The sequence below is a fragment of the Shewanella sp. SM29 genome (assembly GCF_025654245.1).
Lineage (GTDB): Bacteria > Pseudomonadota > Gammaproteobacteria > Enterobacterales > Shewanellaceae > Shewanella > Shewanella oncorhynchi.
The window spans coordinates 142229-152774 of record NZ_JAKKRN010000011.1 but is presented as its reverse complement, the minus strand read 5'-3'; the positions used below and the strand labels follow the sequence as shown (position 1 = coordinate 152774).

Here is a 10546-nt window from a genome sequence, read left to right as displayed (position 1 = left end):
GTCCATCCCAATCAACTGAGTTTTCGGGATGCGGCGAGTTATATCATCTTCAAGTTGACACAACTGTCATCACAAACACCGGGGAATGTCCCGAGAGACGTATTGGATATAGAACGAAATGCACGGCAATTTAAGCTGGATGGTAAACGGGAAAGGGCATATCCACGAGTTCTTAAAATGAGCAAAAACAAGTTCCCGGTTAGACCAAAGAAAAATGCCGTTCACTCTTAAGTGAACGGCATTACTCATAATTGAGGGTTTTTTTATGCCCGATCTACATCGATTTGAACTGAAAATTAACTCATTATCTCCAAAGATAATAGTTATGACTTTTTTATTATTTTTTCGCGACGGACCTTATCCCTAGAGTTAAATTCTTAATTAGATTTAATAGTTAGTAAGATCATGTCTGTGGTTTTAATTTTCTGCATATATGGTTTTTCAGCGGTTCATTTTTAATATTTAATTTCAACACGTTTTAATGTTTTTTATAGTTTGAATTGCTACTCAATATTTAAGTTCGTTATGTATTTATAAGATATTCATAATTTTATTAGATTTAAATCGGTACGTCATGTTGTTATTTCTATCTCTTGTTAAAGTGTAACCATTTGTTTGAGGTTAAATTGGTACGTCATGTTGTTATGTTTATTTTTTATGAAAGTGTAACAATATATTTTAAATTTTAAAATATAATAAAACAGATGTATTATTAATTGTAACTCCTTGAAATTACATTTAGTCTAATGATTTTATTGGTTAATTTTCTTGTGATTTAAAGGTTAAACTAAATTTAGTATGTCTATTTTTATTGGGTTTATAGCTAGGAGATATATATTCAATCTACCGTTCTGTTTATTGTCGTTTTCATTCTCATTATTCATATGTTAAAAGATGTATCACCAATAAATGCTAATGTTGGTTTTTGGTGTTCAATAATAATTAAAATAACAGTATTTAATGCGGATAAATAACGAATAAATCCTAGTTATCCAATATTAAATAATAAAATGTAATGACAAGAAGGAATGTCTATCCATGCGTATGTCCATTGTTGCATTAAGCATCACGGCCGCCTTATTGACGGCTTGTGGAAGTGACAAAAAGGCTCCTGAGCCAGTTGCTAAGGTCAACACAGCACCAACAACTGTCGATATGACCATTGATGTGTCGCAGTCTCTATTATTCACCGGCAAATTAGATGCGACAGATGTCGAAGGTGGTTTGACTTACTCTTTAGTTGATCCTACTGATTTAAAACTAGGTACTTTTACTCTAGTTAATAAGAATACTGGTGAATTCACTTATTCTTCCGATGCGAGTGAAGGTACTGAAGTTGTCAGATTTAAAGTATCTGACGGTCAGTATCAAGCAGAGGCCAGCTTAACGATCCATATCAGAAATGGCGATCCATTATATGCTTACCAGTGGCATTTAAAAAATACAGGACAGAATGCTTTTGCGCTAAACCGTGGTGTCGCTGGTGAAGATATGAATGTGAGTGGTGCTATTTCAGACCAATTTATGGGACAAGGCGTGATCGTCGCAGTGGTGGATAGCGGCTTAGAAATTGCTCATCCAGATCTGATGAACAACAGTGTGAATGGTGGCTCATACAATTTAATTACTGGTACTGTTGACCCTACACCTTTCTCCGGTTCTGCTGATGCTGCTCATGGTACTGCAGTAGGTGGGATTATTGCAGCCGAAGGTTGGAATGGTATCGGTGGTCGCGGTGTGGCGCCTAAGGCAAAATTGATTGGTTTCAACTTCTTAGATTCTGACCCAACAGGCAAAGTTAAAAATGTTCAAACATTTGAAAACTTTACAAAATCACATGGTGCCAGTGCCTACAGCGACAGTGCGCGTGTCTTTAACCAAAGCTATGGTTACAGTGTGCCATTTCCCGATAAATTTAATGAAGATGAAACCGAAGTTTATCAAGATATTGCAACTCAAAGCTTCGATGGTAAAGGCAGTATCTTCGTTAAATCGGCAGGTAATGGCTATAAATACTACCGTTGGAATACTTTTTGGATACCGGGAGATTACTTCACGGCAACGGCGGAAAATCCCGCTAACCATGGTTTACCTTTCCATAATTCCAACATGTCCTCTGACAATGCTAACATTTATAACTTAGTCGTTAGCGCGATTAATGCTAATGGTGAACTCTCTAGCTATTCATCTGTGGGCTCGAATATTTTTGTAACAGCCCCCGGTGGTGAAGATGGGGGTGATGATCCTGCGATTGTAACAACGGATTTTATGGGGTGTAAGAGTGGTTCAGCGATTGCAGAAGATCGTCCAAGCACGCCGTTCCACGGTGGGTTACATCCTTTAAACTCAAATTGTGATTACACTTCAACGATGAACGGTACCTCATCCGCGGCACCAAATACTTCAGGTGCAGTCGCTGTGATCATGAGTGCAAATCCAGATTTGACTTGGCGCGATATACGTCATGTTCTAGCCAAAACTTCAACCAAAGTGAAAGCTGATATTGCGGCTAAAACCGTTACTATTGATCAGGGTGAAGGTGCTCCAGAATATGCTGCTATTCCGGGATGGCAACAAAATGCTGCGGGTTATTCATTCCATAATTTTTATGGTTTTGGCCGTGTTAACGTCAGCGAAGCGGTAAAACTGGCTAAATCCTATGCTGAGGATTTAGGTGAATACGTGGTAACTGAATGGCAAGCAAGTCAAGAATTGGCAAAAACGATTCCTGATGCGGACGTCAATGGTGTCAGTGATACTCAAGTGGTGGCGGATGATTTAGTGATTGAAGCTGTACAAATCGAGTTAACGGCAGATCACTTACGCCTACCGGATCTGGCTGTTGAGCTAATATCTCCAGCAGGAACTAAAAGTGTGTTAATGACGCCTTATAATGGTTTGGTATATCAAGGTGTCATGGATAAAACCAACCCAGAAGATTTAGTAACAGGTTTCGATGCGACGCCTATGCTGTCTAATGCTTTCTATGGTGAATCATCAAAGGGGGAATGGACCATCAAGCTTATCGATGTAAATAGCGGGGACTACTCGTTTATTCAATTTGATAAAGGCCGTACTCCTATTTCTATTGCTAACGAAGCTGATGGTAAATTGAAAGGTTGGTCAATTCGTTTCCATGGCCACGCTGCCAAGTCTGCATCTTAAGGAGTATTAAATGAAAGCATTGAATCTATCATTAGTTGCAGTTGCTCTTATGTTATCTGCACAAGCTATGGCACATGACAAAATCGATTTGGATAAACCTCAGGAAGAAGTAAAAGAGGTTACTATGAGCCGAGCGCAATTCTTGAACTTAGACAGCCAATATTTTGTCAAAACTGACGCTGGCGTGGTGAAAGAAGCAAAACAGTTGACGAAAGGGCAAAAAGTGGTGACTCAGTCTGGTAAGCCATTTGCAGAAATGACAGGAAAATTAGTTGTTAAGCTCAAACCTGGTGTTTCTGCTGCGGATTTTGCAAAAGCTCATGGCCTGAAAGTGGATTGGCAGAACAAGAGTAATTTACTCTTGTTAGCCGCTGAAGAAGGCACAGATCTCATCAGCTTAGTGAACGCGATTAAGGCGTTACCCGAAGTTGAACGAGCTAAGTTAGATCGTGCCATTGCCAAACAAGAAATACAGTAGTTTTTGTTTGATTTAAAAGGGCCTGTTGGCCCTTTTTACTTTTTAATTATGCAAGTTCATCAGTAGCAAAGGCGATCAGCTTTTGCCAGAGTGCTTGGGCGACGGGGCCTAAAGGTGAGTGGGGTTTTCGCATCACATAGTAATCGAGTTGAATATTGTTTTGCCTTTCGCGTAGATCCAATGCAATCAATGCGCCTTGTTTGAGTGAATCTTCAATCATATAGTGCGGCAGCTTGCCCCAGCCCATACCACTTTGAATAAGCATTTTCTTGGTATAAAAATCATTAACATACCAACGTCGTTGCCCCGCCTGTACCCCAAACTCAATATTCGCAGTGCCTGAGCCCGTATCTTGGATCACGATTTGGTATTCATTAACGAGCTCTCGTGCGTAGGTCAGTGTCGGATGACGCTCAAGCATGCGCGGCGCGGCAACATCGAGAAGGCTACCGGTAAATAAATAGGCTAATTCTAAATGGCTCGAACGTATGGGCTCAATTCCGCCTGCGGAGATGATGATTTCAGCTTTATCTTGATTCAGCGCTTCGAGTGCACCAGTTAAAAACTCTTGTTTGAGAATAATTTGGGTATAGGGAAACTCATTTTGAGTCAGCTCTAAAATCGGCAAAATTCGAGCGAGATTAAAGGAGGCTTCAAAAGCTAAGGTGATGCTTGCTTCGTTACCTTTGGCTAAATGCTTCGCTACTTGCTTCATTTCTTGCGCTTCATTCAGTACCCGCAGGGTATGTTGCAGCAGTTTTCGACCTTGCTCAGTGATGGCGAGTCGATAACCTTCGCGATTAAACAGGATAAGATCGAGTTGGGATTCTAACTGTTTGATACTTTGGCTAATGGCGGGTTGGGTTTTATGTAGCTTGTCACTGGCAGCTTTGAGTGAGCCCGCCTCAGCTACGGTTTTAAACATCAGCAGTTGATCTAAGGTCACAAGGATTGCTCGCAATTTATAAATTATTAGTTTAGGAGATATTAGATTTTATTCCATATTTATTTATCTTTTATCGGCTCATAATCGATTCCATTCTCGCTCGTCGTCTGCGAATTTATGCCCAAGACTGACGGCAAATATCACGTTTAATGGGGTGTGTGCGATGCGATTTTTAAACTTATGTGATACCAAGGTTTTAAGTATCAATGGCTTAGTTGCAGAGGTTGATACACAGAAGTTATTCCTTTGTGCCAATACACTCAATCGCGCCGCTGCAACCGTCACACTGGCGATGAGCATAGTGTTTTTTATCTCGGGATTTGCCAAGTTATTTGGCGTGCCTATGTTCCATGTTCCGTTTACTTTGATGAATCTTCCCACCGGATTTGACTATTTTATTGGTTTGATGGAAGTGATTGGTGCCCTTGGGTTGTGTCTACGTGACTACCGAGTGCTATCGGCGAGCGGTTTACTGGCGATTATGATGGGGGCGATTTATTTCCACTTTAATTATGAAGCGCCGATTAATGCACTGCCCGCATTGAGTTTATCGGCTGGCCTCTTTCTGGTTATCAAACTGGATGAAATTATTGAGCGTTTAGTGCAATTTCAGCGGCAGTTGGTGCTGAATCGCTCCGCATTTTAAGCGTGCATTGAAGTGTTATGTAGAACCGTGAGTTAAGTGAGAAATGCTGAGTTTAAAGCCAGTAGTACAGATATAAGTTAATCAACACGAGAGGATTATGATGCAAGTTAACGCGAGTCGTATGCCTGTGCTATTTGTGCCCCATGGTGGTGGCCCTATGCCCTTGCTCAATGATGTTAATCATAGGGAGTTGCGTGCATTTTTAACTTCAGTAACAGCGCCAATGCCAACTCCGAAGGCGATTGTGTTGATCACTGCCCATTGGGAAGAATCTGTGGTGACTTTGTCGAGTAGCCCAAAGCCAAGTATTTTGTATGATTACTATGGATTTCCACCTGAGGCTTATCAGCTGACATATCCTGCACCCGGTGAGCCAGAATTAGCCGCACAGATTGCGAATATGCTATCGGATAAGGGCATCGCCGCCCGCTTAGATAGCGAACGCGCATTTGATCACGGTACTTTTGTACCACTTAAGTTGATGTATCCTGAGGCGAATATTCCCGTGGTGCAGATGTCGTTAGTCCACAGCCTCGATCCTAAAATCCATATAGCGATTGGGGAGGCTTTAGCGCCGCTGCGGGACCAAGGGGTGTTGATCGTGGGGTCTGGCATGTCGTTTCACAATATGCGGGCATTTTTCTCAAGCGATCTCACAGTGCAAAGCCGCAGTGCAGAATTTGATCATTGGTTGACGCAAACTTTAACGGCAAGTGTTAGTTTTGCCGAGGTAAAAACAGCGTTAATTCATTGGCAATCAGCCCCTGAAGCGCGTTTTAGTCATCCGCGGGAAGAACATTTATTACCGCTACATGTGTGTTTTGGTGCAGGCCATAATGGTTCATCCCATGCCGAACGCAACTTTAATGGTATTTTGTTAAACACGCTGATCTCTGGTTATATCTGGCAATAAATGGAGGGTAGGATTTCCCTCGTCGATAATAAGCCAAATTGAAGTTGTGTTGCGGCCAATAAAAAAGGTTCGTATCTATCGAAGATATGAACCTTTTTATATTCAGCATTGAGCTGTGGTGTAGCATTAGCTTAGCTGATTTACTCTTATGCGGTAAACACTAAACCCACGCTAAACAAGGTACTGAAAATCATGGTTAACTTAGCTGTACGGCCGAGTAACGGATTTAAGGCTTCACCAGAAACGGCATAAAAATCGCTACTGAGTTTGCGGGCAATAAGCAGAGATAATCCCGCAAGTAGTACTGGTAAACCGGGTAAAATACCGAATAAAAAGCCTGCGATGACTAAGCCAAAGGGCAAATAGATTAAAGCTTGATAAAGCACTTTTGCCTGAGCTTCGCCGATACGTACCGCTAGAGTATGCTTGCCCGCTTGGGTGTCGGTACGGATGTCGCGAGTGTTATTCACCAACATAATCGCAGCGTTAAACAAGCCAATCGCACAGCCTAATAACCAAGCATTAATAGTTGTATCGCCCGCCTGCAGATAATAACTGCCCACCACTGCAACTAAGCCAAAAAAAACAAATGCCGCTACTTCACCGAGCCCATGGGAGGCGAGGGGATAGGGGCCACCACTGTAGCCAAGAGCACCTAAAATAGCGGCTGCGGCGAGAATGGCGATGGGCCACCCTCCGTGCCAAATCAGATATGATCCCACGGCAAGCGCCATTAAGAGACAAAATATCATGGCATTGCGAACGCTTGTTGGTGAAATTAAACCACTTTGAGTCACGCGAATGGGCCCTAAGCGCTCATCTGTATCTATGCCGTTTTTAAAATCAAAATAGTCGTTAGCGAGGTTGACGGCGATTTGTAATAAGACAGCACACAACATTGAAGTGGCAGCGATTAACCAGCTGTAACTCTCAAGATGCAGGGCGAGAATGTTGCCTATCAGTAGGGGACCTATGGCCGCGGGTAGCGTACGGGGTCTTATTGCTAAAATCCAAGGATTCATGGCGTCCAGTCATTATTGGTAAATGGGAATGGTACCGAGCAAGGGCTCAATTAGCGCATAGCATAACAAGATTTAACACGAAAGTGAGCACTATCTAATAAACGCATTTAACAGAGTTTGAATTGGCGCACATATGTTCACTGATGCAGGATGAGATTTGTCGTTAAGTTCAAAGAAAATCAAAAAAGTCTGTGTTTCCATAGTTAATGTTAATGGAGGCTTTGTGCTGTCCATGACATAGGCGTAACGCTAAATACTTTGTTTAGTAGATAGCATAGGCGGTTGTTACCCTATGCTCGTTATTTTTTGCCGCTACAACAATGCCGATAAGGACATATTTGGATGCGTTTTGACAATAAGGTGGCATTAGTCACTGGGGCTGCAGCTGGGTTAGGTCGAGCGTATGCCATCATGTTGGCTGAACGGGGGGCAAAAGTGATACTCGTCGACCAGCCGTTATCGTCTTATGAGTCAATTTCCACCGACGGCGCTCAGACGAGCCAAGCCAACTTAGAATTAATGCAGACCTATTGCAGCATTATTAAACTCGGTGGAGATTGCATTTATTTTGTGCTTGATGTGAGTCAGCGAAATGAAGTGAATAGCATGATTGAAGAGGTGATCCTACGCTGGCATCGCATTGATATCTTGATTAATAACGCGGGCGTTTATGGTGCTTGTCCCTTTGAGCACATTAAACTTGAGCAGTGGCAACGGCAATTGGATGTCGATCTCAATGGCAGCTTTTATCTCACTCAAGCTGTTTGGCCTTATATGCAACAACAGAATTTTGGCCGGATAATGATGACAACGGGAGTTTCGGCCTTGTTCGGTGACTTGCACCAAGTTGGTTTTAGTGCGAGCAAGATGGCGCTGGTCGGCATGGTGAATAGCTTATCATTAGAAGGTGAAATTCATAATATTCGAGTCAATAGCTTATGCCCTCAGGCCGTAACCGCGATGACGGCCAAACATTTAGCGAGTGCGATTCAGCCGCTATTTTCCTTTGAATCATTAACGGCTACTACGGCTTTCTTGGTGAGTGAACAGGCGCCAAATGGTCAACATCTACTCGCCGGAGCGGGCAGTGTTAGCCACGGCATGTTTGTCGAGTTTCAGCCTATGTATTTTAATGAAGGTCTTTTTACGCCAGATAACCTCGCGCAGCAGTGGCCACAGTTACACCAATCCTTCCCCGTGACTTTGCACTCCTGTGGAGAGGATAAGGTTTTGTCTTGGTCTAAGTTAAGTGCGCTAGAACATCACATTAAAATCGATTGATTCATCATGCTTGTATTTGAACTAAGCCTGCATCTATAGCGATTTAAATGCAGTAAGTGGCTCAATAAAGCCGTAAATGCTAAGCACAATAAATAACACAGATACTCCAACGTGCCTCGTTTAATTCCTCATCGTTGAGTGATGATTTGATTGTGAATCATCGATAGAAGACTGGTCAGCTTAAGGCTAACTGAGTTACCCTTTAAGATTAATTGCTAATTACGCAGTAGGATCCCATGAGTCAGGTATTAGACGATCTTTTATCATTACTTTCCCTTGAGCAAATTGAAATTGGCCTCTTTCGTGGTCAAAGCCAAGATCTGGGTTTTGGGCATGTGTTTGGTGGTCAAGTGATGGGCCAAGCACTGAGCGCCGCAAAACAGACAGTAGCTGCTGAGCGTAAGATCCATTCATTACACTCCTACTTTTTACGTGCAGGTGACGAGAAGTTGCCGATTGTTTATGAAGTAGAAAATATGCGTGATGGCGGTAGTTTTAGCGCTCGTCGGGTTAGTGCTATTCAAAAAGGTCGGCCGATTTTTCATATGACCTGCTCCTTCCAAGAACCTGAGGAAGGTTTTAGTCATCAAGCCGCTATGCCGCAAGTACCCGGACCTGAAGGTTTGTTGAATCAGCAGGAATTGGCGCTGACGATGCGGGATAAAGTACCGCCGAGCATACTTGAAAAGTTTATGGCCGATGCGCCAATTGAGATGCGATTGGTCAATCCACTGCACCCTTTTGCGCCTAAAGAAACCGAGCCGTACCGTTATGTTTGGATGAGGGCTAATGGTCCTATGCCAAATGATGCCCATATCCATGAATATTTACTCGCCTATGCCTCAGACTTTAACTTTTTAGTCACGGCAGCTCAGCCCCACGGTGTATCCTTCTTAAGTCCTGGGGTACGAATGGCGACGATCGACCATGCGATGTGGTTCCATCGCCCGATTAATATGGGAGAGTGGTTGCTTTACAGTATCGATAGTCCTAATGCTAGCGGTGGCAGAGGTTACGTTAGAGGGCAGTTTTTCAATCAACAAGGCGAGTTAGTGGCTTCTTCTACCCAAGAAGGCCTGATACGCATGGTAAAAGGACGTTAGTATGTATCTGAAAATAAAATCGTTTATATTGTTCTCTCTCATGGCTGTCTTGCTCAATGGCTGCGTGACTGTAACACCTGATCAACCGATTATCATCAATGGCGCAGCTGGCTATCTAGAGAAGATCCCATTACCTCAAGGCTGCCAAATCATTATTGCCATTATTGATTTGAATACTCCAGGTGTCATCGTCGCACAAAAAACCTTCAATATCGCCAGAGCACCTGTGCCATTTAAATTTACATTGCCCGCTAAATCGATCGATAAAAGTATCCAATATGGCGTAGTGGCGATGATTAAGTTTCAAGACCAAGTGATCTTCCAAACCTATGACAGGTTCCCAGTTATCAATAATGATAAGTTCACGACAGAAGTGTTAATGAAGGCGGTGATGGCTAATTAACCACTGGCCACAACTGCAATAATATTGTTCTTATATTGATGAAGATTTAGCCCTTTCAATTCTATATTGAAAGGGCTTTTTTGTGGTCAATAATCCGCTTGCTATGCTGTAAATGTGAGATTAAGTATTAACTTGCTCTATACAGGATTAAGAATATTAATGCATAAGTTAGTTAATTTTTATAAGGGGTATCATTTTGTAAAATATCATACAAATACAATATGTATATATTTTGTTAAATTAATGATGTGATTTTTGTTGTTTATTGTTTCGTAAAGGATCTTTTGCGTTTATTTTGTAACTAATGATATTTATAAAAAAGAATATTTATTTACGGGTATTCATTCTGTTTAACCTAAGAGTATTTTTGAGCTGACACTTAAAGGTTAAATTTAAATATATGATTTAATGTTTATTATTTGTTTTTATCGATTTTTATACTACGACTTATCGTTGGGACATAAAACAGTCTGATAAAGGTTATATGGATTTATTTTAACAAGGTATGAGCTTGTTCATCATTTACTGAATTACGTTCTGTTAATTTGCTGTTTTAATTTGTATCATCGCGTGTTACAAATTGTCGCGA

General features: G+C 41.8%; 9 protein-coding genes and 1 pseudogene. 8 read left to right on the top strand and 2 right to left on the bottom strand.

Going from position 1 to position 10546, the window contains the following annotated elements:
- The 3 genes and pseudogenes from L5L77_RS10080 to L5L77_RS10070 form a co-directional block, all read left to right on the top strand.
- Positions 1–231: pseudogene (locus tag L5L77_RS10080) on the top strand (IS4 family transposase); the annotation flags it as partial.
- Between the two features lie 807 nt (positions 232–1038).
- Entirely contained in the window at positions 1039–3165 is a 2127-nt protein-coding gene (locus L5L77_RS10075; protein WP_263222658.1) for a S8 family serine peptidase, read from the top strand.
- Positions 3166–3175: 10 nt separating this feature from the next.
- A complete protein-coding gene (locus L5L77_RS10070) occupies positions 3176–3643 on the top strand; it encodes a hypothetical protein (protein ID WP_263186729.1) in 468 nt (155 codons plus the stop codon).
- 46 nt (positions 3644–3689) lie between these two features.
- On the opposite strand, the gene L5L77_RS10065 is transcribed toward L5L77_RS10070, so the two are convergent.
- Positions 3690–4589, bottom strand: coding sequence for a LysR family transcriptional regulator (locus tag L5L77_RS10065; RefSeq protein ID WP_263186730.1), 900 nt, complete (start codon positions 4587–4589; stop codon positions 3690–3692).
- A 163-nt stretch (positions 4590–4752) separates the two neighbouring features.
- Here L5L77_RS10065 and L5L77_RS10060 point away from each other — a divergent pair, with 163 nt between their 5' ends.
- Together L5L77_RS10060 and L5L77_RS10055 are read left to right on the top strand one after the other, a co-directional pair.
- Complete coding sequence (locus L5L77_RS10060; RefSeq protein ID WP_263186731.1) at positions 4753–5235, top strand: DoxX family protein; 483 nt, start codon at positions 4753–4755, stop codon at positions 5233–5235.
- A gap of 97 nt (positions 5236–5332) precedes the next feature.
- Positions 5333–6148 carry a DODA-type extradiol aromatic ring-opening family dioxygenase gene (locus L5L77_RS10055; protein ID WP_263163468.1) on the top strand — a complete coding sequence of 272 codons (816 nt, stop codon included), beginning with the start codon at positions 5333–5335 and terminating at the stop codon, positions 6146–6148.
- Positions 6149–6294: 146 nt separating this feature from the next.
- Here L5L77_RS10055 and L5L77_RS10050 read toward each other — a convergent pair whose 3' ends face one another.
- Positions 6295–7170 (bottom strand): 1,4-dihydroxy-2-naphthoate polyprenyltransferase, encoded by an 876-nt coding sequence (locus L5L77_RS10050; protein WP_168824321.1) that lies wholly within the window; start codon positions 7168–7170, stop codon positions 6295–6297.
- 342 nt (positions 7171–7512) lie between these two features.
- Here L5L77_RS10050 and L5L77_RS10045 point away from each other — a divergent pair, with 342 nt between their 5' ends.
- From L5L77_RS10045 to L5L77_RS10035, 3 genes are all read left to right on the top strand, one after another.
- Positions 7513–8451: an SDR family NAD(P)-dependent oxidoreductase gene (locus tag L5L77_RS10045; protein WP_263163466.1), complete on the top strand. Its 939-nt coding sequence runs from the start codon at positions 7513–7515 to the stop codon at positions 8449–8451.
- 236 nt (positions 8452–8687) lie between these two features.
- A complete protein-coding gene (gene tesB / locus L5L77_RS10040) occupies positions 8688–9554 on the top strand; it encodes an acyl-CoA thioesterase II (protein ID WP_028761097.1) in 867 nt (288 codons plus the stop codon).
- Position 9555: 1 nt separating this feature from the next.
- Entirely contained in the window at positions 9556–9957 is a 402-nt protein-coding gene (locus L5L77_RS10035) for a YbaY family lipoprotein (protein ID WP_028761096.1), read from the top strand.
- The last annotated feature ends 589 nt before the right edge of the window (positions 9958–10546 follow it).